Genomic DNA, 22,023 nt, shown 5'->3' with positions numbered 1-22,023 from the left:
GACAGAAACCCCTTTCTTGGGGTGCAGAGCAGGCCTCGCAAGCTCCCTAGCGAGCGTAGAGTTCCGTGAAATTCCTCAAGACCCGCATCGGTTCCGTCACCGAGGCTTGCTTGGCGGTTTCGATGAGTTCATCGGCAGCGTCCGGCGGGAAATAGCCCGCGTTCTTGTAGATGTTGATCCTGGTGATCAGGCCGTCGACATCCAGTTCGGGGTGGAATTGCGTGGCATAGAGATTCTTCTTGATGCGGAACATGTGCACCGGGCAGGCTGCGGAACTAGCGAGCAACACGGCGTTTCCCGGCAGCTTGCTGCAGGCTTCCTTATGCCCGACGAATGCTTCGAAGGTGTGGGGCAGGCCTTTGAGCAGGAGATCGCGCTCCCCGTCCGCGGTCAATTTAATCTCCGTGGCACCCACCGGTTCACCGTAGCGACGATCAATGATGGCTCCCTGATGAACACCCAGGGTTCCAACTCCGTAGCAGGCACCCAAGAAGGGGAAGTCCTCGGCCACGATGCGATCCAGGAGGGCTGAGAGTTCAGCTTCGACGCGAAGCTGGGCCGGGCTCTTCTCCTCCACAGGGTCGCTGGAGGTGTAGGGACTGCCGCCCACAATCACACCGGAGTATCCGGCCAGGTCAATGGCCGGCAATGGTCCTGACTCGAGCCTGATGCGGACCAATTCCTCAGCCTGGAGCCCGCAGTACCGGAGGTAAGCCTGGTACTCGTCATCCGCTGCCGCGTCTTCGGCGCGCGTGGCCAACAAAAGGAAGGGCTTCACAGGCCAAGTCTGCGGGAGGAACGACTGGCTTTCAAAGTCTTTCTGCCGGCTGGGCCGCGGAAATGGCGCGCAGACCGGGCCCCGTAACGCAGACCCACTCAGCGAGGTGCGGCCGGTGACGTGCTCGGACCAGGGGAAGGCGGGGGAGCCGGAGGGTTGAACGCACCGCTCGGATAGAGGGCTGTGGCCTGCATCATGTAGTTGGCCCACTGCGGGCCGGCGATCATGTAGCCATCCAATGACTTGTAGAACTTTCCGTTAATGGTGACGTTCTGTCCCGCGCGCTGTTGTCCCGCCGTCGTGTCCCCAAAGAATGAGGCCGTGGCGAGCCGTGTGGTGAAGCCAGCCACCCAGGTTGCGCCGTTGTTGTTGGAGGTACCGGTCTTGGCCGCGACGGGGACCTGGTTCTGTACCTTGGGTTCGATGTAGACGCCGGATCCGAGCTTGAGGACGTCCTGCAGCACCGCTGTGACCCCACGGGCCACAGCAGGTTTCACCGTCTCCTTGCATTCAGGGGTTTGCGCCGGGTATTTCCTGCCTTGTGAGTCGCTGATGTCGGTGATGGCGATTGGTTTGCAGTAGGTGCCATCGTTGGCGAATGTTGCGTAGGCGCTCGCCAGGACAACAGGAGCGACGCCGATGGACCCCAGGAGGTTGCCGATCTGGTGCATATTGATCTGGGCGTTGTCCAAGCCGCTGTGCAAACCAACCGCGTCCACCATTTTTTGGATGCCGCAGAAATCCAACTGGGCCGCAGTAGCGAAAGTGGCGGTGTTAATGGAGTTGTAAAGGCCGTAGTTGATGGGCATTGGGCGGTAGTAGCCCTCGTCGTTGTTCTGCAGGTCATCATCCGCGCCGAGGTTTTGGGCCTTCTGCGCAGTGCTGTATCCACCCAGCACCTTGCCGCAGCTGGACCGCCAGGGGAAGCCAACCGGGTAGACCCGGCGGGAAGCATCCACCACGGCAGTGGGCGACTTGCCCTCGTTGAGCCACTCCGCGAAAATGAACGGCTTCATGGTGGAGCCGGGTTGGAAGCCACCGGCACCGTTGAGGTCGTTACCGTTTTCGTCCTTCGCATCCACGTTGAAGTTCAACTGGGTATCGAATTTCCCGTCCTGCGGAACGAACACCGTGTTTTGTGCCATGGACAGTATCTTTCCCGTGCCTGGTTGCACGGTGGTCATCGAAGCACCCCACTTGTCCGGGTTCGCGCCTGCAGAGGCATCCACTTGTACTTGTGCCGCCGCCTGCAACCGGCTGTCCAACGTGGTGGTGATGGTGAGCCCGCCCCGGTAGAGGAGTCGTTCGCGGTCCTCCAGGGTTGCGCCGTAGGCCTCATTGTTGAGGATCAGGTGGGACACGTAATCGCAGAAGTAGATGGCAATGGTGGCGCCCGCGCAGCCCTGCAGGGAAGGAGTGATTTTCAGCTCAACGGGGCTGGCGACTGCCGCGTCATGATCTACTTGCGTGATCTTGCCTTGTTCCAACATCCTGTCCAGCACCAGGTTTCGGCGGGCGAACGCTGATTCCGGGGCGGTTGTTGGGTCATAGACGCTGGGTCCGTTCACCAGGCCGGCCAAGAGCGCGGCCTGTGGCAATGTGAGGTCTTTTGCTGATGTGCTGAAGAAGTAGCGTGAAGCAGCTTCGATGCCATACGCGTTCCGGTTGAAGAACACGATGTTCAGGTACCCCTCAAGGATTTGGTCTTTGCTGAAGCGTTTCTCAAGCTCCAACGCCAGCTTGATCTCGCGCAGCTTGTCACCCATGGTCTTGTCCCCGCTGAGCACCACGTCCTCGGGCCGACCCTGCGAGAGGCGGGACTCGTTCAGCACGTTGGTGACGTATTGCTGGGTCAGGGTGGACGCGCCCTGCCGGGTTCCCTTGGTCACGTTGGATGTCAGGGCGCGGATGATCCCTTGCGCATCTACTCCGGGATGTTCGTAAAAACGGCTGTCTTCGATGGCCACGATTGCCTGGCGGATGAAAGGTGACATCTGATCCAGAGGTACCTTCACCCGGTTCTCGGCATAAAACGTGGCGATGTGCTGGCCATCCGCACTAAGCACGGTGCTGGAAAGGGACGGCGAATCAACGTCCAGTTGGCTGGGAAGGCTTTCGTAAAAGCCGATGGAACCGCCCATGGTGGTGCTGGTGAACTGAACCACCGGCACCATGAAGCCGCAGATCAGCACCCCGCAGAGGGCGCTCACGAAGAAAAACCCGAAGATCCTCAGAAGGACCTTGCCAAGACCTAACCGTGGACCCTTGTTCCGCGCCATTTCGTGCCATTCCGTCGAGATGTCAGGCTGAAAAGTAGCTACAGAATACGTCTGCGGACGCCGTCAATCCATGGCTCCGGGGCCACAAAAAGGTCCCAAATTGGACTCAATCCAGTGGCAGTGTGACCCTCACGGTGGTGCCCCGCCCAACCCCGGAGTCGATCTCGACTGACCCTCCGGCGTCGTGTACAGCAATGGACATGAGCAGCAGGCCGAAGCCGTGGCGGCGGCCGCTGGGGGCGGCGTGGATTTCGAAACCTTTGCCGTTGTCCATGATCGTCAGTTGGATTCCGTGGTAGACGGCGTTGAGGCGGATGGTCAGTTCGCTGGCGTCGGCGTAGTTCAGCGTGTTGCTGAAAGTCTCCTGGGCTACGTGGTACAGCAGCGCGGCGGATGCGGACGAGATCTCGATGCCGTGGTGGGGTGTGTGCCAATGGACGGTCACTCCGGAGCGTCGAAGCGGCGCAGCAAGCCTGTCGATGCATCCTGCGACACCCAGTGCGTGGAAATCCACGGGGTGCTGGTCCTGGATGATGCCCTTGACGGCGATCACCTCGGTTAGCGCTGCTGACTGTTCCATTGGTTCCCCCACATCATTGTGATTCTTGCTGGTTGTTCGTTGCCGAAACCCTGATGGATTGATGGAACGGGGGCTTCGTCTGCTTCCAGCGTGGCGCGCCAAAATCAAGGACTCTGTTTGTTTGGCTCAATTTCCCATCAAGTTTGCGGGGCGGGCTTGCGGACGTGGCATTCTTCATGCGGGGGTGCCCGACGGCGGCACTTCCGCACCGCCGTCGGGCCCTGTTTGTGGGGTCTAACCTTCCTGTGGAAGCTCCGCGAGCAGCAGCCGGCAGGCGCTGGGGATCGGTTGGATGATCTCGACGGCGGTCGTTTCGGCCAGGCGCCGGGCGGTGGCACTCAGGGGCCCGCCGGCAATGATGACCGCCTGGGAGCCGTCGTTTTCCGTTGCAGCGCTGACTGCTTCGGCCAACTCGTGGAATTGTCTTTCAGGATCGGCAGCGAGGGCCAGAGGCTCGGACGTGGTCAATCGAACACCTGCGAAGTGTTCCGAAAGTCCATGGGCCGCCACAAGCTTGCCCAAGGCGTCCACCAGCAACGGAGTGCTGGTCGCCATCCCAAAACGACGCAGCTCGCCATCCCGAGCGTGGGCTGCGGCGTGCACAGAGCCTTGACCGATGCCGATCACCGGGATGTCCAGTTCCCCGTCCAGTTGCGCGCGCCCGGGATCACCGATGGCGGCGACAATCACGCCGGCGACCCTGCCGCCGTCGGGCCCTGAAAGGTAGTTTTGCACTGCTTCGGTGACGTGCCGGGCCGACTCAGCCAGCGAGACGGGATCCACAATCATGGAAGGTCCAGACGACGCGGTGATACCGACTACCTGGAGACCGTGGGGTTCCAGGGTCTCCTTGGCGAGGTCCACCATCATCGCTGTTGTGCTGCTGTTGGTGTTCGGATTTACCAGCAGGACGATCCGGGCTGAAGGCCGGGGAGTATCAGTGTCCATAAATTGCCGCCTCCTCGTCGTTGCCGGGTTCCGAGTCTTCTTCCAGTGGCTTCCCGAAGGTTTCCGGCGGGAATTGAACCACGATTGCCAGGATGCAGAAGAGCACGGCCAGGGTGGTGAACATGCCGGGCAGACTCGCTGAGTCAAAAACAGCTCCGGAAATGAGCGGGAAGAGACCGCCGGACAACGAGCCAGCTGCGAGGATAATCGACGTTCCGAAGCCTCGGGTGCGGGTGGGGTAGAGCTCCGGGGCGAACAGCCAGATGGTGGTGTTCAGGATGATGACGGAGAAGTTGAAGAGGACACCGAAGATCACTACCAGCACGATGTCGTTGGCGAGGAAGGCCATGGACAGTCCTGAGAGGCACCCAAGGATGGCGGCAGCCGTGAGCACCTTTTTGCGTGGCAAACGGCTGGCCAAATAGGCAGCGGTGGCCGCGCCCAGCAAAGAGCCCGACTGCATGATGAGGGTGAACCAGAGGCTGGTGTTTACGGCATATCCGCGGGAAACCAGAATGGTGGGCATCAGCGTCAGCATCGAAATCTGGGCGGCGTATGACATGCAGACGGCGATGCAGAGCAGGACAGTGCGCTTGAGGAGCTTACCGCGCAGCGCGTCCTTCCAATGTCCTGACGCCGTGACCACCACGGGGTCTGGCACTGCGGTGATGTAAGTTTCCGGATCGGCTATGCGTCCGGAGAGCTTGTTGCGGGCCAGACGGGTGATGACCATGTTTGCTTCGTCGATCTTGCCCTGGGATGCAAGGAAACGGGGCGTTTCGGGGACAAAGCGTCGGAAGAACATCACCAAAAGGGCGGGGATGAACAGCAAGCCGAACACCCAGCGCCACTTGTCCGGACCATCGAAGAGCGTGAAGACAAGGATGCCAAAGGCAGGTGCAAGCATGTTGCCCAAGCCGGCCGCGGTGACGTTGATGAGTCCGACGGCGGTCCCGCGGTGTTTCGCTGCGAAGAACTCCGCCATCATGATCACGGCCACTGCGATTTCGCCGCCCAGGCCAAAGCCCACCACGAAACGGCCAGCGGCCAGGATGGGGTAGTTGGGGGCAACGGCACAGAGCAGCGAACCACCAGCGAAGATGATGAGGTTGATGACCAGCATGTGCCGGCGGCCATATTTATCGACGATGAGTCCCGTCGCCAGCCGTCCGAGTGCGGTTGCCGTAAACGTCATTGTGTTCAGCAAGCCGATTTCGGTGGCCCCAAGTCCCCACGACTGGCGCAGGATGGGGCCGGTGATGCCCACGGCGTTTTGCTCGAGGGCATCGAAGAATACCCCCAGCAGGATCATGAAGACGATCTGGCGGTGCGCGCCAGTCACTCCAATCCGCTGGTACGCGCCTTCAATTTGTTTCGCCAGGGATCCGGTCCGCGGTGTTGCAGCCTCCTGGGCAAGGTCTTTTTCCACAGTGCGCTCCTTACTGAGCTCTGAAGGTTCATTCATTGCCACGTGAATGGTTCCATCATGCGGAATGCGAATATCACATGAAGGAATGTGATGTAGATTACGCTTTGGGATACCAAAACACCATGGTTGGCGCGTAAACAAAATGTGACCGGATGCTCATGGATGGGCTGAGCGCGGGTGGCTTCGTGGCGTAGCTGTGTCTTGGAGGTCTGCGTCAGGTGGAACCTAGCGGCGTCCGCCCCCACCACCAGGACCCTGTGCCTGCGTGTACTGGCCTGCCGTCACAGTTCCCTGCTTGTCCGCTCCGTCAATGGACCCAGTCGTCAGACCAGCCTTCGCATCCGCCTTGCCTCCCGTGTAAACCGTGTACGTCTGGCCCTCGCTGATTCCGGACGAGGAGAACACCAGGGAGGCAATGCTCTTGGTTGTCACGAAGGAAGCCACCACAGTCCCCGACGGGTCGACGATGTGCACCGGCGTGCCGGCAGCCACAGAGGAGTTGAAGGTTACCTGCACGCCGGACTGAGTGGATGAGGTCCCCGGAGTCACTGCCATCCCGGCACTGCCGGCTGCAGCCACGGTCCCACCCGTGACGGTCAATTCACCGTTGACGTCAAGCGCGCCGTTGCCATCGTTCGTGGGCCCGTTGACCACCACCGTTCCCCCGGAAATCGTCGCGTTTCCGTTGGAGTCCAAGCCGTCTCCCTGGGAGTTGATGGTCAAGGTGCCACCGGACACGTCAACGGTGTAGTCGCCGACGGTCTCGCCGCCGCCCATGCCGCCCCCGCCGCCTCCCATATCGCCTGGGCCGGTGCCCGCCCCGGAATCCGCAGAGTTGGAGGACCCGCCCGAGGCGTTCACGCCGTCGTCGTTGGATGTGACGGTGACATCGCCACCGGAGACGGCGACGTGCTGGGCCTCAAGCCCTTCCTCCGACTCGGCCACGGTGACTGTTCCTCCCGTGATGGAGAGGGTGTTGAAGGCCTTGACGCCGTCGTCACCCGCGGTGACCGTCAAGGAGCCCCCGCTAACCAGCAGCCAGCCGCGGTTTGCGTCTGTTTCGTTGTCTGCTTTCACGCCATCTCCGCCGGCTGTCACTTGGTAGGCGCCGTCCAGCAGCACGGTGTAGTCCTTGCCGCGGATGCCATCGTCTTTGGCGTCCACCGTGACTTTGCCGGAGGCCATGACCAGGCCGTCCTTGGAGACGATGCCGTCGTTGTAGTTTCCGTTGACGGTCAATGAACCCGGCCCGGCGATGGTCAGGTCCGTCATTGAGAAAAGTGCTGCGTTGGGTGCGTCCTCGCCCTGTTCGGCATAGCTCGTGGCGTCGGTCAACGTGTTCGAACTGCCGTCTTCCAAGTAGACGATCGCTTCGTCCGCGCTCTTGACGGAGAACGGCGAACCGGTCGAATTTCCCAGTTCCACACCATCCAGGATGATCCGGACGGTGTCGGAATCGCCTGCGGCCACCACGATCTGGCCGTCGCTCAGCGAGCCGCTCAGGCGGTAGGTTCCGGCCGCGCTGATGGTGACGGTATTGCCGTCCACCGCCACTCCAGTGGAGGCCGACGACGTCACTTTGCTGCCGCCGTCGGCCAGGCTGACGGCCACTTCAGACGCAGGGTCCCAGGTGAGGTCATCGCTGTCGAAATGGGTATCGGCTTCGATTGTGGCAGCGGTGACGGTCTGGGCGGAGTCGGAGGTGGACCCGGCTGTGCTGGATGACGAGGTGCTGGAAGAAGTGGAACTGGTGGCGGCGTTTGAGCAGCCGGCCAGTGATACCGCCAAGGCGACGGCGGCAACGGAAAGGTAAGTGCGGAAGGAGCGCATGGTGGATTCCTTAGGGAAGTCTGTGGGTTAGCTGATGGTGGCGGGACGCAGGGGCATCCGGCGTCGGAGGGTTTGATTCCAGCGGTTGGCGGGCAGCCCGGGGTGGAGCGCAGCCATGCCGGTGGCGAACTTGGAGATGCGGCAGGGGCGAACACCGTTCCTCCACAGGTGCTTGTCCAGCGGGCCGGGGGCAGATCCGGACTTTGTCTCAACCACGACGGCGTCGTCCAGGACCCAGGGCTGCCCGTCCGGGCGTTGCCAGGTGACCTCTGAATCGATCGTCGCGCGGCTCCCGGATTCCGGAAGGAAAAGCGTGGTGCGGCGGTAGCGGGTGGAGAGAACAGGTTCCAGCGGGCTGAAATTCACCTCACCAAGGGTGGCTGCAAGGGTCTCGTTCACGTAGGCCAGGCCTTCCCCCGTGAGCCGGTCGCGGTTGCACAGCTCATAGGGGATGCGCTCCTTGACGGTGGCCTCGCGGGCACCTTCGGTCTTGACCTCCAGGAAGCTCAGTGCGGTGTCCAGGTAAGTACGGGTGCGGATCTTGAAGCGGCGGCGACGACCATGCGCGGCAAGCATGTAGCTGTCCAGGTCAGGGGTATCGAAGTAGACGGAGTCGTAGGCGAACGTCCGATTTCCGTCCATTTCGAGGACCCGGGCCTCCGTGGTGAAGGTCGACAGGATCCGCCGGGCGGTTGCGGACGGCACCAGATACTTGCGGTCCACCCGCGTCAGCAGCGCCGCTTCGGTGGTGAGTTCTTCAAGCCCGACGGCGGGTAGCTGGTTCAGCTGGGGAACGATCGCTTCGGCGTCCACATGGCTCATGAGACACCTGCTGAGGTGGGCACGGGTTGCTGTGGCTGACTTGCCGGCGGCTGGGTTGAGGGCAGTTCCTCGGATGCCGGCGTGAGTGCGCCTGCAGGCTGGTCGAAGCCGAGCTGGCCCTGCGAAGCAGCGTGGTCCTGGGAAACAGCGTGGCCCTGCGAATCAGCGTGGGTCTGACTCACGCGGGAGGACCGTACGGCATACCGGACATCCACGATCGTTTTGTCGTTCACCAGGTCCAGCTCCTGGATGGTGGCCGAGTGGACCGTGCCATCGAGGACTTCCTCAAGCCGGGCGTGCAGTTCGTGTTCGTTGTTGATGGCCCGGTCCAGGACCACGGTCTGGTGCCTGTAAGCGGGGAGGACCCTGGGGTTGTCACCGACGAACATGACCAGGAGGACCATGCCCATGAGGGACAACGTCAGCCAAAGGGGTTCTACGCCGATGCCTGCGATCAGGCCCAGCGCCAGCGCTGAGAAGTAGTAGGCCACCTCGTGCTGCGCGAGTTCCGTGGATCGCAGGCGGATGATTGACAGAACACCGAACAGCCCCAAGCCGAGCCCGATCCCGGCTGCTGAGCCGGACAAGGCCGTCGCAACTGCCAGGACCCCAACGTTCATGCCCAGGTAGGAAACTACAAGGTCACGACGCCGGTGCCGGCGTAGGTAGAGGGCGAACGTGAGGACAGTGATGGCGGCGAGGTCCGCTGCTACAAGGATGATGGTGTTCATCGGATTCTCCGGAATCTGTTGGTTGGCTGGTCTCCACGATTCCCGGTCCTGCTGTGCTGAAACTGTGCCGGGACCAAGGCTGGGATATGCGTTTCGACGTCGGCTGGTTCCGGTGTGCCGGCCAAGGTTGTGCCGGCCTTGCGGGCGAAGAGGAATCGCTGCTGCACGGCGAAGCTCACGCCCAGCAAAGCCATCTCCGTGACGAGCTTGGCCAGCAAATCCGGAACAGCAACGGAGGTGAGGGCCCACATGATCGAGTAGTTGGCGGATAGCAAGATGACAACGAGCGCCATATATCCTGCGGCGGTGGAACGCAATGATCTTTCCGTGCCGTGATCGAAGACCAGCTGTCGGTTGACCAGGAAGTTCACAGCCGAGCTGATCACCCTGGCTCCGACCACTGCCAGAAGGAGCGAATCCGTGAGCGCGCTGAGGATCAGGAAGGCCACCGTATCCACCAGGAATGCCGAGAAGGACGAAACCAGGAACTTCAACAGCGGTGCGTAGATTCTGATGGAATCGGCCACAGGCCTGAAATGCGAGCCCGAGTTGTTATCCAGGTACACCGTTGCGATGTCCACGGAGTCAATGGCGTAGCCGGCCTGCTTCGCCTCCAGCAACAGGTTCAGCTCGTACTCGTACCGTTGGCCGCGGACAGTCAGCAACCAAGGGAGCATGTCCGCCCGGTAGCCACGCAGGCCCGTTTGCGTGTCGGCGATCCGTTGGCCGGTAGCGAGCCGGAACAGCCAGCGCGTCACTGTATTGCCGAACTTACTGCGTGCAGGAACGTCGCCTGAAAAGTTCCGGCAGCCCAGAACCATGGTGGCCGTAACTCGGCCCACCCTGTCCGCAACCGCAAGGATATCCGCGACGCCATGTTGGCCATCGCTGTCGGCACACACCACGTCGTTGCCAGGGAATTCAGCCGCAATGAAGGCGAAACCACTCTTGAGGGCATGCCCTTTGCCGCCGTTGACGGCGTAGCTCAGCACGTGGCACCCAAGCCGGGCGGCGTCGTCGAACACGTCATTGAAGTCCGGTCCGGAACCATCGTCCACCACCACGATCCTCAGCCACGGATCGGCTTCCTGGATGGTGCGGATGAGGTTGATGAGCTGGTGGTCCGGCTCGTAGGCCGGGATCAGGACGATCATGACGACTGGGCGATGTAGAGGATGTCGGAGGTACCGCGCTCTTTGCCTTCGCCGAGCGGATTGTTCACCAGCGCACCGTTGAAGTACATGGTGGACGAGCCGCCGCCGTCGATGTTGTATGCGGTGGTTGCGCCAAGGTCCTTCATGATCTGTGCGAGGCCGGTCATGGTGACGCCTGCGGAATAGCCCGGGCTGCGGCCATCCACCACCACAAACACGAGATGGTTCCCGTCGATGACTCCCACGGCCGTGCGCGGTTGCTCGCCCTGGATGGAGTGGTTGCCGAAATTCGTATCGACCTCAACATCCTCGATGCCCGAGGCGATCTCGCCATTGTCCAGCAAGGAAGGCCCAAACGAGAGCGTGTTCCACACACCATCCGCAAGGAGCTGATCAGCCGACGTGGTGGTCTCGTCGTACACCTTGACAGTGCCGTCCTTGTAGAACGCCAGACCCTGGCGTGCGCCCTCGTCCCGGTACACCACGCCGTTGCGGATCACGATGCCCGTATCCCGGAAACCGTAGTAGTCGCCGTTGATGGCGAAAATGGCGTTGTGGTCCTGCGCGATCGCGGACGTGGTCTCCGTGATGTTCTCGCCATAGGTGTCTTCCGCAAAGGCAGACCTCAGCGTCGTCGCGTCATCAAGCACGACGTCGGCAACATAGTAGGTCACGGTGGCGTCGCCGCTGCCGGTGGTCACCGTGGAGATGGTGACGCCGGTGTCGCCGGACGTGTACGAGGTATCCGTGACCACCGCGCTCGCCGACGTTTCAGCGGAGGTGGAGTCCGGCGTCGTGCCTGTATCTGTTGTGCCCGCCTGGCTCGCTTCGTATTCCGAGACGTTGGTGATTTGGGCGTGGGGAATGACGAAACGGTCCAATGCCCAGGCCGTGGCACCCCCGGCAGAGAGAGTGACCGCCAGGACGGCGGAGACGACGGCGCGCCGGGTCCGGCTGCCCTTACGGTTTTCGGTCTGTTGAGGAGTCATGCCTCATTTCTACGGACCGGGCCTACGCCGCAGGTTTGCTCCACTTATGTGTGGGCTGTGAAGGCTTTTAGCGGTGGAGATCTGCCTCCAGGGCTGCTTCTTCAATGCGGAACCTGTGTGCTGCCCATTCTTCGGAGTTGCGGGACGGGATGTTGGGGTCGCCTGGTCTTTGGCCCGCGGTGGCGTCGGTGAGCTCACGGATGATGTCCGCGTGCCCTGCATGCCGCGCGGTTTCCACGCACATGTGGACAAGGATCTGATGGAGCGTCACATTTCGCTTCTCTTCGGACCACCAAGGCACAACGCCGGGAGCATCCAAGGGGAGGGCTTCAATAGTGGCATCGCTGTGGTTGGCCGAGAAGTGGTGCAACTCCAGAATTTCCGCGCGGCTTTCCGAAGCGGGCACCCACAGATCAGCATCCGGCTCAGCGTCCTCCGCGAACCAAGGCAACTCACGGCCGCTCGGACGCCCAAACGTCTCTCCGAAATAGCCCAACTCCACGCTCGCAACATGCTTCACGAGGCCCAGGAGATTGGTACCAGTCGGTGTCATTGGCCTGCGGGCATCGTATTCGCTGAGGCCATCCAGCTTGCCGAGCAGGTCCGCCCGGCGCAGGCGCAAATAACCGTGCAACGTCGCTTTGTCGTCCATGGGCAGCACTCTACCCAAGCGGGGCCGACACGAGTTCGCGGGAAACGCACGAAATCGCCGGAAGGCTCCCAGCGAACTGGCAGCTTTCCGGCGATCTCGGCACAAGCAGGCAAGGACTAGGTGAGCTTCACCTGGCGGTTCATGTCCTTGTACAGCAGGTAACGGAACTCGCCCGGGCCACCCGCGTAGCAGGCCTGCGGGCAGAAGGCACGCAGCCACATGAAGTCGCCGGCTTCCACTTCCACCCAGTCGTTGTTGAGCAGGTACATGGCCTTGCCCTCCAGGACGTACAGGCCGTGCTCCATGACGTGGGTTTCCGGGAAGGGGATCACGCCGCCGGGCTGGAAGGTGACGATGTTGACCTGCATGTCGTGGGCGAGGTCGCTGGAGTCCGTGAAGCGTGTGGTCTTCCAGACGTCGTTCGTGTCCGGCATGGAGGTGGGCTCCACGTCCTTCTCGTTGGTGACGAAGGACTTGGCTTCGAAACCTTCAAGGCGTTCGTAGGCCTTGCGGATCCAGTGGAAGGAGACGATGTCGTCGGAGACGTTCTCCAGGCCCCACTCCGCGCCGGCAGCGAGGTAGGCGTAGCCACCCTCTTCGAGGTGGTGCAGTTCGCCGTCGAGGGTCAGGTTGACCTGGCCCTTGGTGACGAAGATGACGCCTTCAACGCCGGACTCAAACTCGGCCTTGGGAGCCCCGCCGCCCGGTGCGATCTCCACGATCAGCTGGGAGAACGTGGTGGCGAAGCCTGAGATTGGCCGCGCAATGATCCACGAACGCGTGTTGGAGAAGCCCGGCAGGTTGCTGGTGACGATGTCCGTCATCACGCCCTTGGGGATCACGGTGTAGGCCTCGGTGACGATCGCCCGTTCCGTGGTGAGGTGGGTCTGCGGCGGCAGGCCGCCCTGGGGGTAGTAGTACTTACCCATGGGAATGCTCCTTATCAGTGGGAAGTCGGTTGCGCGAGCCGCGGGTGCGCCAATGCGGTCAGCTGTGAAAGTTCGACGCCGGCAAGCGCCTTGACCTCGTCGGTCCCCACTGCGCCGCACTGGACGCCACGGAGGACGAAGCCGGCAAGCGCGCGGGCGGTGGCGGGCTCGTCCATGACGCCGCCTTCGGTGCGTTCTACATAGTTGCGGAGGCGCAGTGCCGCGGCGGGCAGGCCTTCGCGGTAGAAAGCGTACGACGCCGAGAAGCGGCTGGGGAGCTGGGCGGCGTGCAGGTCCCATCCTTGGTAATAGCCGTTTTCAAGGGAGCGGCGGACCAGCCGGCCGTGAAGCTTCCAGGCGTCTTCAACGGCGTCGCCCACAGGAATGATGTTGGTGGAACCGTCAGAGAGGCGGATACCCGTTCCGGCGACAGCGAGCTGCATGACTTCCTTGGCGAAGTCGGCCACGGGATGCTCCATGGATTGGTATTCCGCTGAGATTCCCAGCGAAGCGCTGTAATCGTAGGTCCCGTAGTGCAGGGCGCTGATACGGCCCGGAACAACGTGGGGGAGCTGTGCCACGGGAGACGTTCCATCGGCGCCCAGAATGAGCTGCGGCGTTTCCACCTGTACCTCGAACCGGAGCCTCCCCGCGGGAAGCCCGTGGACTTCCTCGAGACGCGAGACTGCGAAGTCCATGGCCTGAACCTGGGCCACCGTGGTGACCTTGGGCAGGGTGAGGATCAGTCCTGCCGGGAGTTCGCCGGCCTCAGCAAGTGTGGAGACGAACAGATCCAGGGTCCGCAGGCCGCGGGCACGGGTGGCTGCCTCGAAGCACTTGAAGCGGATGCCGATGAACGGCGGAGCGGTTCCCGCTGCAACCGCAGCAGCAACAGCGTTGGCGGCAGCAACGGCGTCGGCGTCTTCTGCCTCATCGCCGCGGTCCCCGTAGCCGTCCTCGAAGTCCAGGCGCAGGTCCTCGATCGGTTCGGAAGAGAGTTTCGCCGCCACACGGGAGGCAACAGCGGCAGCCAAATGAGGCTCCTGACCCAACAGCTGGCCGAGCTTTTCCAGGCCTCCGTGGGCTTCCGCCGTCGCGAGCGCCTGGGCGCCCCACTCCGCCGCAAATGACGGCGTGAAGCGGTCCGCCGGGATGTAGACGGTATGAATGGGCTGGCGTGAGCCGTCGTCGCCGGGGTAGTTGCGGTCCAGGAGTTGGTCCGTCGCCTCAAGCTGGGACTCGATGTGAGCCAGATCAGAGGAAGAGAATGAACCCATCTCAGCCCACCAGCTCGTAAGCGGGTGTTGTCAGGAAATCGGTGTAATCGTCTGACAGACAGATGTCCTCGATCAGCTTGGAAGCCGGCTCGTAGTACTTGGTGAAATTCTCGTCACCGAATTCGATGCGCAAACGCTCGGTTTCTTCGCCGAGGATCCGGGTGACGAGTTCGCGGGTCACCGTGTTGCCAGTGTCCGCGAGGACGGACTTGTTGCGGATCTGCTGCCACACCTGCGAGCGGGAGATTTCCGCGGTCGCGGCATCTTCCATGAGGTTGTGGATGGCGACGGCACCGCTGCCGGAGATCCAAACGCCCGTGTACGCGACGGCGACGTAGAGGTTCAGCCGCAGGCCTGCCTCTGTCACGGTGCCGCCGGCGGAGGCGACGTCGATCAGCTGCTCAGCCGTGACGTTCACCTCGGGGCGCTGCTTGTCCAACTGGTTGGGGCGGTCGCCCAGTACCGAATCGAACACTTCGCGGCACGTGGAAACGAGGTCCGGGTGCGCAACCCAGGAACCGTCGAAGCCGTCGTTTGCCTCGCGCGTCTTGTCGGCACGGACCTTGTCGAAGGCCGCAGCGGTGACGTCCGGCTGCTTGCGGTTCGGGATGACAGCAGCCATGCCGCCCATGGCGAAGGCGCCGCGCTTGTGGCAGGTCTTGACCAGGAGCTCGGTATAGGCGCGCATGAACGGCGCGGTCATGGCAACGGTGGCGCGGTCCGGGAGGACGAACTCTTCGCCGGCATCACGGAAGTACTTGATGATGCTGAAGAGGTAGTCCCAGCGGCCGGCGTTCAGGCCCGATGCGTGGTCGCGCAGCTCGTAGAGGATCTCGTCCATTTCAAACGCGGCCGGGATGGTCTCGATGAGGACGGTGGCGCGGATGCTGCCTTGCGGGATGCCGAGGAAGTCCTGGGCAAAGACGAAAACGTCGTTCCAGAGGCGGGCCTCAAGGTGGCTCTCCATCTTGGGCAGGTAGTAGTAAGGGCCATGGCCGTTCAGGAGCAACTGCTTGGCGATGTGGAAGAAGTGCAAGCCAAAGTCCACCAGCGCGCCCACCGCAGGTTCGCCGTCGATGAGCAGGTGGTTCTCCTCCATGTGCCAGCCGCGCGGACGGGCAACAACAACAGCCAAAGGAGCGTCCGTGCGCAGACGGTACTCCTTGCCTTCCGGCGACGTGTAGCTCAGGGTTCCCTGGGCGGCGTCGCGGAGGTTGAGGATCGCATCAATGACGTTGGGCCACGTGGGAGTGCTGGCGTCTTCGAGGTCCGCGAGCCACACCTTGGCACCGGAGTTCAGCGCGTTGATGGCCATCTTGGCAGGGGTTGCCGGACCGGTCATCTCCACGCGGCGGTCCTGCAGGGCTGCCGGTGCCTCAGCGACCTTCCAGTCGCCGTCGCGGATTTCCTGGGTCTCCGGGAGAAAGTCCAGGCGGCTGGTGTCCGCAACCTTCTGGCGCTTGGCTTTGCGGGCCTCCAGCAACTCGGCACGGGTGCCGGCGAAGCGCTTGTGCAGTTCCTCGATAAAGGCCAATGCCTTGGGGGTTAGGATCTCCTCGGCGCGATCGATCGGCCGGGGATCAGTGACTGTGATAGCCATTTGGCGGTGTCCTTTTCTAGAGTGCGCTGGCGGCGTTGGCGTGCGCAGCTGCTGCTACGGCACTGGCCACATCGGCGGCAACATGGGGATCGAAGACGCTGGGGATAATGTAACTCGCGTTCAGCTCATCGTCAGCCACCCGGTTGGCAATTGCTTCGGCTGCGGCCACCAGCATGTCCGGAGTGATGTCAGATGCTCCAGCATCCAGCAGTCCGCGGAAGAAGCCGGGGAAGGCCAGCACGTTGTTGATCTGGTTGGGGAAGTCGCTGCGACCCGTGGCAACCACGGCTGCGTGCTTGGAAGCGATGACGGGATCGATTTCCGGCGTCGGGTTCGCCATGGCAAACACGATAGCGTTCTCGGCCATCGAAGCAACCTGCTCCTCGCCGATCACGTGCGGAGCGCTGACACCGATGAACACGTCCGCTCCCTTGAGGGCGTCATGCAGGGTTCCGGCGAAGCCTTCTTCGTTGGTGTTCGCGGCGATCCAGCTGCGGTGCTCGTCGTCGTACTTCTCGCCCGAGTGGATGGCGCCCGAGCGGCCGGCTGCGATGATGTGCTGCGCACCCTGGGCCTTGAGGAGCTGGATGATGGCCGAGCCGGCCGCGCCGACGCCCGAGACAACGATCTTGACCTCGGATAGCTTCTTGTCCACCACGCGCAGGGCGTTAACCAAGGCAGCGAGCGTGACGATTGCGGTTCCGTGCTGGTCATCGTGGAACACCGGGATGTCGAGTTCTTCACGGAGGCGGTTTTCGATCTCGAAGCAGCGCGGGGCGGCAATATCTTCGAGGTTGATGCCGCCGTAGACAGGGGCCATGGCCTTGGCGATCATGATGATTTCTTCGGTGTCCTGCGTGTCCAGGCAGACCGGCCAGGCGTCGACATTGGCGAACTGCTTGAACAGTGCGGCCTTTCCTTCCATGACCGGGAGGGCCGCGGCGGGGCCGATGTTGCCCAAGCCCAGGACAGCCGAGCCGTCGGTGAGGACTGCGATGGTGTTGCGCTTGACCGTCAGGTTGCGGGCGGCAGCGGGGTCTTCGGCGATCGCCAAGCAGACGCGCGCGACGCCGGGCGTGTAGGCGCGGGACAGATCGTCACGGTTGCGCAGGGCTACCTTGGGGACGACCTCGAGCTTGCCGCCCAGGTGCATGAGGAAGGTGCGGTCCGAGACGTGCTGGACGGTGACGCCGTCGAGGGCGTTAAGGGCATCCTTCACACGGGCTGCGTGGGCGTCGTCCGTGGTGTTGCAGGTGACGTCAACAACGATCGTCTCGTGGTGGGATTCCGTGACGTCCAGCGCGGTGATTGCTGCACCGGCTGCGCCGACGGCTGCTGCCAGTTCGCTCGTAGCTGTGAAGCTGGACGGTGCGGCGACGCGCAGGGTGATCGAGTTTCCGGGGCTCGGATTCGCCATTGAAATTCCTCCTGTTAGGCCCGTTCCCGGGCCGCCGTTCCAAACTGAATGTTTTCGTATTATGGATATTATTATCTACAAAGTGGAAATACAACCCCCTGCTCGGTCATCTTCGGTGTCATCGCGCATGGGGCCGGCGTGCTGTATCTTGGGTGTTCTAAGCAATTCTTTTCACGATGCGGATAAGAGTTGTCGGAATCTGAGTCATTGGAGACAAGGGAATGGCTGAAAAAGCCTCCGGAGGCGTGCAGTCCGTTGAGCGCGTCTTTGAACTGCTGGAACTGATCACGGATGCGGGTGGCGACGTCACTCTGAGCGAGCTGTCGTCGTCCACTGACCTGCCCTTGCCCACTATCCACCGCCTGCTGCGCACTTTGGTCTCCCTTGGCTATATCCGCCAGCTGCCCAACCGGCGCTACGCTTTGGGCCCCCGGCTCATCCGGCTTGGCGAGGGGGCCAGCAAGCAGCTCGGCGCCGTGGCGCGTCCGCAGCTGAAGACCCTCGTTGAACGCCTCGGCGAAACTTCCAACATGGCGGTCCTGGATTCGGACATGGTTATCTACGTGGCCCAGGTCCCGTCCATGCACTCCATGCGCATGTTCACCGAGGTTGGCCGCCGCGCCCACACGCATGACACCGGCGTTGGTAAAGCGATCCTGGCGCAGCTCGACGACGAACAGGTCCGTGGCATTGTTGCCCGCACCGGCATGCCCACGCCCACGGCCAAGAGCATCGGCGACATCGACTCCCTGCTCGCGGACCTCAAGCTGATCCGTGAGCGCGGCTACTCCATTGACGAGGAAGAGCAGGAGCTCGGCGTACGCTGCTTCGCGATGGCAGTGCCCAATGCTCCCACTCCTACCGCGATCTCCGTTTCCGGGCCCATCACCCGTGTGGACCAGAGCTTTGCCGACCGCGCTGTGCCGATGCTGCGCGAAGCCGCCCTGGCGATCTCCGCGGAGCTCAACCAGAACTAACCCGCCTCCCGCCGAGTTGGCATTTGATGGCAATGTTTCCTGGAAACATTGCCATCTTTTGTCATCTCGGCGTGGGTTTTGAGCGGGTAGCTTTCCTCATCACCGGATCCACCCCGACGGCGGCCGCGAAGTTCAAGTGCCTGTCCCGGACGTAGATCAGGGCTTCTTCGCCCGGCTGGTCCGTCACCTTGAACGTGTCCTGCGCGGCCTTGGGAATGCCGATCAAGGGGACCAATGCCTGACGCAAACCCATCGCGGCGGCAACCCAACGGTGGGCTGCCTGCGAAAGTGAGTGCCGGCGTCGTACATTCCCGTAGGCGATCAGACCCCGCTAGCCGACAAAGGCGGCAGTGTCCCCCAAGGAAACACTGCCGCCTGTTGCTGTCTCTGCGACCGGGACCTAGTGCTCGGAGGCGCTGGAGGTCTTGAGCGGGACTTCCTTGCCGTCAGCGTCGATGAGCTTGCCGTTCTCGAAGCGGTCGCCTTCGCTGAGGCACTTGATGTCCTCTTCGCTGACGATCCGGTCCGTACCAGCGACGAACACTGACTGATTGTCTGTGTTGCCTGCCTTGAAGTGGTTGAACAGGATGTTCAGCAGGATCGCCATGACCGCGGCGGAGCTGATGCCGGAGTGGAAGATCGTGGAGAACCAGGACGGGAACTGGTCGTAGAACTTCGGGGCGGCAATGGGGATCATGCCGAAGCCGATCGAAGCCGCAACGATGATCAGGTTCATGTTGTTCTTGTACTCAACCTTGGCCAGGGTACGGATACCGCTGGCTGCCACCGTGCCGAAAAGCACGACGCCGGCACCGCCCAGGACGGGCGTCGGAACCGCTGCGACCACTCGGCCGAGGATCGGCAGGAGGCCCAGGACCACCAGGATGAGGCCGCCGGCGCTGACCACGAACCGGCTCTTGATGCCTGTGATGGCCACGAGCCCAACGTTCTGGGCGAAGGCGCTCTGTGTGAAGGAGTTGAACAGCGGTGAGATGGCGCTGGAGAGCATGTCCGCGCGGAGGCCGTCGCCGATCCGGCGGGAGTCAACCTTCGTATCGACGATCTCGCCCACTGCAATGATGTCTGCGGAGGTCTCCGTAAGTGTTACCAGGATGACGATGAGCATCGAAATGATTGCTGCGATTTCGAAGGTTGGAGCGCCGAAGGCGAAGGGCGTGGGGAAAGCGACGACGTCGCCCTGGCCAACCTTGGAGAAGTCTGCCATTCCTGCGACGAACGCGATGATGGTGCCGATGACCATGGCCAGCAGGATGGAGAGCCGGGAGATGGCGGCGTTGCCCACCTTGCTCAGGAGCAGAACGACGCCCATGGTTGCTGCGGCGAGGCCAATGTTGGCCATGCTGCCGTAGTTGTCGGCCTTGGCGTTTCCACCCATGGCCCAGTTGGCTGCAACCGGCATCAGCGTCAGGCCAATGGTGGTGATGACTGTGCCCGTCACCACGGGCGGGAAGAACTTGATGATCTTGGAGAACAGGGGAGTGATGGCCAGGCCGATCAGGGAAGCCACGATGACCGAACCGAAGACGGCCTGGATGCCCCCGCCGCCTTGGACGATCGCAACCATCGTCGAGACGCCGGCGAAGGAGACGCCCTGAACAAGGGGTAGCTGTGAGCCGAAGAACGGGATGCCCACCGTCTGGAGGATGGTGGCCAGGCCGCCGACGAACAGGCAGGCTGCGATGAGGAGGCCGATATCCTGCGAGGACATGCCTGCGGCGGCGCCGATGATCAGCGGTGGGGCAATGATTCCGCCATACATAGTGAGGACGTGCTGGAAGCCGTAGGCGAACGTGCTTCCGATGGAGAGCCGCTTGTCCTCAGGACGTTCCGGCTTGTGCGGCTGCGAAGAGGTGGTATTCGCAGGGCGGGATTTCTTCTTGATGTTCATGGCAGACTTTCTGGGTTCATGGCAGACGTCTTCGTCTGGCTAACTGTGTCTGGCTAACAAAATCTTGGGGTTTTGGGGGTTGGAGTTTGTGTGCAGGTCCGGCCTTGGGACGCGATGGGGGACCTGCACACAAACTCCGGGATGGTGCGTTGTTAGGGGTGGTGCTTAGCAGAAGCCGGCGATGCCGCTCCATGCAACGGGCGCGGCTGTGGTGTTGTCGCGCTGGACGGTTGCTTCGATGAGGCCGTACGGGCGGTCCGCGGCGAAGAAAACCTCGTTCGGGTTGTCCAGGCCGAACGGGCTCAGGTCAACCAGGAAGTGGTGCTTGTTGGGCATGGAGAACTTGATCTCATCCACTTCGCTGTGCGCTTCCAGGACCTTCTTGCCCATGTCGAACAGGGTCTGCTGCAGGGCGTGCGAGTAGTTCTCGGTGAAGCCTTCCAGCAGAAGGGCCTTGATGTCCTCGTAGCTCTTGTTGAAGTCCGTGCCTGCCAGGTCCACGTTGGTGTTGTAGCGCCAGCGGGCGGACACATCAGTGGCAAGGATGCGGTCCGTGGTTTCCGGCAGGGTGGTGTACTTGTCGCGCGGGTAGCCGACGAAGCCCGACTGGGTGGTCTTGAGGACGGTAAGGTCCTTGAGGCCGGAAATCACGTGGGTGGTTGCGCCATCACGGACGACGACGGCGGTACGCACCTCTTGTCCGTTGCGGACGAAGCTGTGGTCGTGTCCTGCGCCGTGTGCCTGGATGCGATCCCAGCTGTAGGCCTCGGCTTCCCAGCGGCCACCGGTTACCCATTCGAACTCACCGGTGAAGTGATCGGCGAGACGCAGCAGGAAGGACTCCGGTGAGCCGATGCCGTCACGGGCAAAAGCGTAGACAGTGTTCTTCTGGGTATCGGTGGCAACCACATGGCCGTTGTCGCCTTCGAGGTGTGCAGCCTGGAAATCGCCGCGCAGCTGCGAGGTGACATTCAGATCTTCGATGTGGTGGCGGTCAGTATCCCGAGTGACCTTGACGACGCGGACTTCCGCTTTGCCGTACTGGTTTTCGCCGAGGACGATGTTATTGCTCATGGTCATATCCCAACTTCTGTGAGGTGGAACCTACGTTCCATCAATGAAATTAAGCGCGTGTTTCCACCGCGTTTCTGGTGGAGCCGACCCAACAAAAAAGAGCCGACATCCATTGATGCCAGCTCATTACGACCCTGCCTGCTGCTCTCAGGTTACGTGACGTACGCCACGAACTCATTCGAGAGTAGCGCATGATTTCGGCTTGTGTATACGGGTTTCCGGAGATCGTTATGAAGCAGCGAAATGTGACCGGAGCAACTCTTCCTCCCTTCTGGACGGGTCTTGACGCTTCGTTTGGGAGCTGCCTACACTTTCACATAGCAATAAATAATTTCCGAAATACGGAAAACTGCCTGCATGAGAAAGAGGAGGAACAGATGGACTCGAAGGATACGAACAAGGTCGTGGAATTCCCGGCACCGGGTCAGGAGCTGTACCTGCCTTTCGGTGCAACAGATCCGGACTTTTACATTCCGGCCGACTGCGACCGCAATGCCGGCGGATTCTCGCGCTGGCTCCGCGCGCTCCCGGTGTTCGGCCGGCAACGCCCCTAGGATCTTTCCTGCATCGACGGGCCGCCTTCCACGCCGCACCCCGTTTCGACGTCTTGCTGCGGGTTAGACGGTAGGAGTCGTCTAACCCGCAGCA

At 62.1% G+C, this 22,023-nt stretch carries 20 protein-coding genes; 2 read left to right on the top strand and 18 right to left on the bottom strand.

What is annotated here, in order from left to right:
• Nucleotides 1–46 precede the first annotated feature (46 nt).
• From J2Y41_RS10650 to J2Y41_RS10580, 15 genes are all read right to left on the bottom strand, one after another.
• Nucleotides 47–778: a glutamine amidotransferase gene (locus J2Y41_RS10650; RefSeq protein WP_309928390.1), complete on the bottom strand. Its 732-nt coding sequence runs from the start codon at nucleotides 776–778 to the stop codon at nucleotides 47–49.
• A gap of 98 nt (nucleotides 779–876) precedes the next feature.
• Nucleotides 877–3,057: a transglycosylase domain-containing protein gene (locus J2Y41_RS10645; RefSeq protein ID WP_309928389.1), complete on the bottom strand. Its 2,181-nt coding sequence runs from the start codon at nucleotides 3,055–3,057 to the stop codon at nucleotides 877–879.
• Nucleotides 3,058–3,163: 106 nt separating this feature from the next.
• Nucleotides 3,164–3,637, bottom strand: a complete 474-nt coding sequence (locus J2Y41_RS10640) for a sensor histidine kinase (RefSeq protein ID WP_224088909.1) — start codon at nucleotides 3,635–3,637, stop codon at nucleotides 3,164–3,166.
• 234 nt (nucleotides 3,638–3,871) lie between these two features.
• On the bottom strand, nucleotides 3,872–4,585 hold the full coding sequence (locus J2Y41_RS10635) for an aspartate/glutamate racemase family protein (RefSeq protein ID WP_309928388.1): 714 nt from the start codon (nucleotides 4,583–4,585) through the stop codon (nucleotides 3,872–3,874).
• The gene (locus tag J2Y41_RS10630) at nucleotides 4,575–6,014 is read right to left on the bottom strand and encodes an MFS transporter (RefSeq protein ID WP_309928387.1); all 1,440 of its coding nucleotides are present in this window, start codon (nucleotides 6,012–6,014) and stop codon (nucleotides 4,575–4,577) included. The genes J2Y41_RS10635 and J2Y41_RS10630 overlap by 11 nt, the downstream gene beginning before the upstream one ends.
• A 225-nt stretch (nucleotides 6,015–6,239) precedes the next feature.
• Nucleotides 6,240–7,844: a carbohydrate-binding domain-containing protein gene (locus tag J2Y41_RS10625; RefSeq protein WP_309928386.1), complete on the bottom strand. Its 1,605-nt coding sequence runs from the start codon at nucleotides 7,842–7,844 to the stop codon at nucleotides 6,240–6,242.
• Between the two features lie 27 nt (nucleotides 7,845–7,871).
• On the bottom strand, nucleotides 7,872–8,666 hold the full coding sequence (locus J2Y41_RS10620) for a polyphosphate polymerase domain-containing protein (protein WP_309928385.1): 795 nt from the start codon (nucleotides 8,664–8,666) through the stop codon (nucleotides 7,872–7,874).
• Nucleotides 8,663–9,397 carry a DUF4956 domain-containing protein gene (locus J2Y41_RS10615; protein ID WP_309928384.1) on the bottom strand — a complete coding sequence of 245 codons (735 nt, stop codon included), beginning with the start codon at nucleotides 9,395–9,397 and terminating at the stop codon, nucleotides 8,663–8,665. The genes J2Y41_RS10620 and J2Y41_RS10615 overlap by 4 nt, the downstream gene beginning before the upstream one ends.
• Nucleotides 9,394–10,551: a bifunctional glycosyltransferase family 2/GtrA family protein gene (locus J2Y41_RS10610; RefSeq protein ID WP_309928383.1), complete on the bottom strand. Its 1,158-nt coding sequence runs from the start codon at nucleotides 10,549–10,551 to the stop codon at nucleotides 9,394–9,396. The genes J2Y41_RS10615 and J2Y41_RS10610 overlap by 4 nt, the downstream gene beginning before the upstream one ends.
• Nucleotides 10,548–11,540 (bottom strand): phosphodiester glycosidase family protein, encoded by a 993-nt coding sequence (locus J2Y41_RS10605; RefSeq protein ID WP_309928381.1) that lies wholly within the window; start codon nucleotides 11,538–11,540, stop codon nucleotides 10,548–10,550. The genes J2Y41_RS10610 and J2Y41_RS10605 overlap by 4 nt, the downstream gene beginning before the upstream one ends.
• A 67-nt stretch (nucleotides 11,541–11,607) precedes the next feature.
• Entirely contained in the window at nucleotides 11,608–12,192 is a 585-nt protein-coding gene (locus J2Y41_RS10600) for a DinB family protein (protein WP_309928380.1), read from the bottom strand.
• A 116-nt stretch (nucleotides 12,193–12,308) separates the two neighbouring features.
• Nucleotides 12,309–13,121, bottom strand: coding sequence for a bifunctional allantoicase/(S)-ureidoglycine aminohydrolase (locus tag J2Y41_RS10595; RefSeq protein WP_017200648.1), 813 nt, complete (start codon nucleotides 13,119–13,121; stop codon nucleotides 12,309–12,311).
• A 14-nt stretch (nucleotides 13,122–13,135) separates the two neighbouring features.
• On the bottom strand, nucleotides 13,136–14,398 hold the full coding sequence (locus J2Y41_RS10590) for a DUF6986 family protein (RefSeq protein ID WP_309928378.1): 1,263 nt from the start codon (nucleotides 14,396–14,398) through the stop codon (nucleotides 13,136–13,138).
• Nucleotide 14,399: 1 nt separating this feature from the next.
• Nucleotides 14,400–15,998 carry a malate synthase A gene (gene aceB, locus J2Y41_RS10585; RefSeq protein ID WP_224088898.1) on the bottom strand — a complete coding sequence of 533 codons (1,599 nt, stop codon included), beginning with the start codon at nucleotides 15,996–15,998 and terminating at the stop codon, nucleotides 14,400–14,402.
• Between the two features lie 16 nt (nucleotides 15,999–16,014).
• The gene (locus tag J2Y41_RS10580) at nucleotides 16,015–17,415 is read right to left on the bottom strand and encodes an NAD-dependent malic enzyme (RefSeq protein ID WP_224088897.1); all 1,401 of its coding nucleotides are present in this window, start codon (nucleotides 17,413–17,415) and stop codon (nucleotides 16,015–16,017) included.
• 221 nt (nucleotides 17,416–17,636) lie between these two features.
• Between J2Y41_RS10580 and J2Y41_RS10575 the strand changes: the two genes are divergently transcribed.
• Complete coding sequence (locus tag J2Y41_RS10575; protein ID WP_224088895.1) at nucleotides 17,637–18,392, top strand: IclR family transcriptional regulator; 756 nt, start codon at nucleotides 17,637–17,639, stop codon at nucleotides 18,390–18,392.
• A gap of 61 nt (nucleotides 18,393–18,453) precedes the next feature.
• Here J2Y41_RS10575 and J2Y41_RS10570 read toward each other — a convergent pair whose 3' ends face one another.
• The 3 genes from J2Y41_RS10570 to pucL form a co-directional block, all read right to left on the bottom strand.
• The gene (locus J2Y41_RS10570; protein WP_224088893.1) at nucleotides 18,454–18,645 is read right to left on the bottom strand and encodes a hypothetical protein; all 192 of its coding nucleotides are present in this window, start codon (nucleotides 18,643–18,645) and stop codon (nucleotides 18,454–18,456) included.
• A 147-nt stretch (nucleotides 18,646–18,792) separates the two neighbouring features.
• A complete protein-coding gene (locus tag J2Y41_RS10565) occupies nucleotides 18,793–20,301 on the bottom strand; it encodes a nucleobase:cation symporter-2 family protein (RefSeq protein ID WP_224088891.1) in 1,509 nt (502 codons plus the stop codon).
• Nucleotides 20,302–20,466: 165 nt separating this feature from the next.
• On the bottom strand, nucleotides 20,467–21,381 hold the full coding sequence (gene pucL, locus J2Y41_RS10560) for a factor-independent urate hydroxylase (RefSeq protein WP_224088890.1): 915 nt from the start codon (nucleotides 21,379–21,381) through the stop codon (nucleotides 20,467–20,469).
• Between the two features lie 371 nt (nucleotides 21,382–21,752).
• Between pucL and J2Y41_RS10555 the strand changes: the two genes are divergently transcribed.
• On the top strand, nucleotides 21,753–21,929 hold the full coding sequence (locus J2Y41_RS10555; protein ID WP_224088889.1) for a hypothetical protein: 177 nt from the start codon (nucleotides 21,753–21,755) through the stop codon (nucleotides 21,927–21,929).
• Nucleotides 21,930–22,023: the final 94 nt, after the last annotated feature.

Source organism: Arthrobacter sp. 1088, assembly GCF_031455315.1.
Taxonomy (GTDB): Bacteria; Actinomycetota; Actinomycetes; order Actinomycetales; family Micrococcaceae; genus Arthrobacter.
The sequence above is the reverse complement of the archived record's forward strand: the minus strand, read 5'-3'. Positions and strand labels throughout refer to the sequence as shown.

Excerpts from the sequence above, each read along its gene's own strand:
- J2Y41_RS10645 (WP_309928389.1), bottom strand. The coding sequence starts at position 3,057 with ATGGCGCGGAACAAGGGTCCACGGTTAGGTCTTGGCAAGGTCCTTCTG.
- J2Y41_RS10640 (WP_224088909.1), bottom strand. The coding sequence starts at position 3,637 with ATGGAACAGTCAGCAGCGCTAACCGAGGTGATCGCCGTCAAGGGCATC.
- J2Y41_RS10635 (WP_309928388.1), bottom strand. The coding sequence starts at position 4,585 with ATGGACACTGATACTCCCCGGCCTTCAGCCCGGATCGTCCTGCTGGTA.
- J2Y41_RS10625 (WP_309928386.1), bottom strand. The coding sequence starts at position 7,844 with ATGCGCTCCTTCCGCACTTACCTTTCCGTTGCCGCCGTCGCCTTGGCG.
- J2Y41_RS10620 (WP_309928385.1), bottom strand. The coding sequence starts at position 8,666 with ATGAGCCATGTGGACGCCGAAGCGATCGTTCCCCAGCTGAACCAGCTA.
- J2Y41_RS10615 (WP_309928384.1), bottom strand. The coding sequence starts at position 9,397 with ATGAACACCATCATCCTTGTAGCAGCGGACCTCGCCGCCATCACTGTC.
- J2Y41_RS10610 (WP_309928383.1), bottom strand. The coding sequence starts at position 10,551 with ATGATCGTCCTGATCCCGGCCTACGAGCCGGACCACCAGCTCATCAAC.
- J2Y41_RS10605 (WP_309928381.1), bottom strand. The coding sequence starts at position 11,540 with ATGACTCCTCAACAGACCGAAAACCGTAAGGGCAGCCGGACCCGGCGC.
- J2Y41_RS10600 (WP_309928380.1), bottom strand. The coding sequence starts at position 12,192 with ATGGACGACAAAGCGACGTTGCACGGTTATTTGCGCCTGCGCCGGGCG.
- J2Y41_RS10595 (WP_017200648.1), bottom strand. The coding sequence starts at position 13,121 with ATGGGTAAGTACTACTACCCCCAGGGCGGCCTGCCGCCGCAGACCCAC.
- J2Y41_RS10590 (WP_309928378.1), bottom strand. The coding sequence starts at position 14,398 with ATGGGTTCATTCTCTTCCTCTGATCTGGCTCACATCGAGTCCCAGCTT.
- aceB (WP_224088898.1), bottom strand. The coding sequence starts at position 15,998 with ATGGCTATCACAGTCACTGATCCCCGGCCGATCGATCGCGCCGAGGAG.
- J2Y41_RS10580 (WP_224088897.1), bottom strand. The coding sequence starts at position 17,415 with ATGGCGAATCCGAGCCCCGGAAACTCGATCACCCTGCGCGTCGCCGCA.
- J2Y41_RS10575 (WP_224088895.1), top strand. The coding sequence starts at position 17,637 with ATGGCTGAAAAAGCCTCCGGAGGCGTGCAGTCCGTTGAGCGCGTCTTT.
- J2Y41_RS10570 (WP_224088893.1), bottom strand. The coding sequence starts at position 18,645 with ATGGGTTTGCGTCAGGCATTGGTCCCCTTGATCGGCATTCCCAAGGCC.
- J2Y41_RS10565 (WP_224088891.1), bottom strand. The coding sequence starts at position 20,301 with ATGAACATCAAGAAGAAATCCCGCCCTGCGAATACCACCTCTTCGCAG.
- pucL (WP_224088890.1), bottom strand. The coding sequence starts at position 21,381 with ATGACCATGAGCAATAACATCGTCCTCGGCGAAAACCAGTACGGCAAA.
- J2Y41_RS10555 (WP_224088889.1), top strand. The coding sequence starts at position 21,753 with ATGGACTCGAAGGATACGAACAAGGTCGTGGAATTCCCGGCACCGGGT.